Raw genomic sequence first — 361 nt, 5'->3', positions numbered from 1 at the left:
AATCATAACCACCCGCATAGCGGGTGGTTTGCTCTTGCCCTATAAGGGCTTGTTACCGACTGCGCCTAAATGACGCTGCTTTCTCTTCGTTCAAGCTAAGTGTCTTTGCTACTTTGGCCTACCCCTTGAAGGGGTCTGCATACTCTTTACTACTCAATTTGTCTGAGAGTAAATCTGACTTCTCTTGGTCTCTGATATATTTCTGGATTGTCGCTTCATTTAGCCCTACCGTACTTACATAGAACCCTTCGCTCCAGAATTTACGGTTGCCAAACTTATATTTTAGATTCGCATGTCTATCAAATATCATCAGCGAACTTTTGCCTTTCAGATACCCCATGAAACCTGAAACACTCAATTT

At 42.7% G+C, this 361-nt stretch carries 1 protein-coding gene; it reads right to left on the bottom strand.

Annotation, left to right across the window (positions count from 1 at the left end):
- Positions 1-118 precede the first annotated feature (118 nt).
- The coding region (gene tnpA / locus OI69_RS18740) for an IS200/IS605 family transposase (RefSeq protein ID WP_039354239.1) at positions 119-361 on the bottom strand (243 nt) is incomplete at its 5' end.

Source organism: Pectobacterium fontis (assembly GCF_000803215.1).
In the GTDB taxonomy this organism is placed as follows: domain Bacteria; phylum Pseudomonadota; class Gammaproteobacteria; order Enterobacterales; family Enterobacteriaceae; genus Pectobacterium; species Pectobacterium fontis.
The sequence above is the reverse complement of the archived record's forward strand: the minus strand, read 5'-3'. Positions and strand labels throughout refer to the sequence as shown.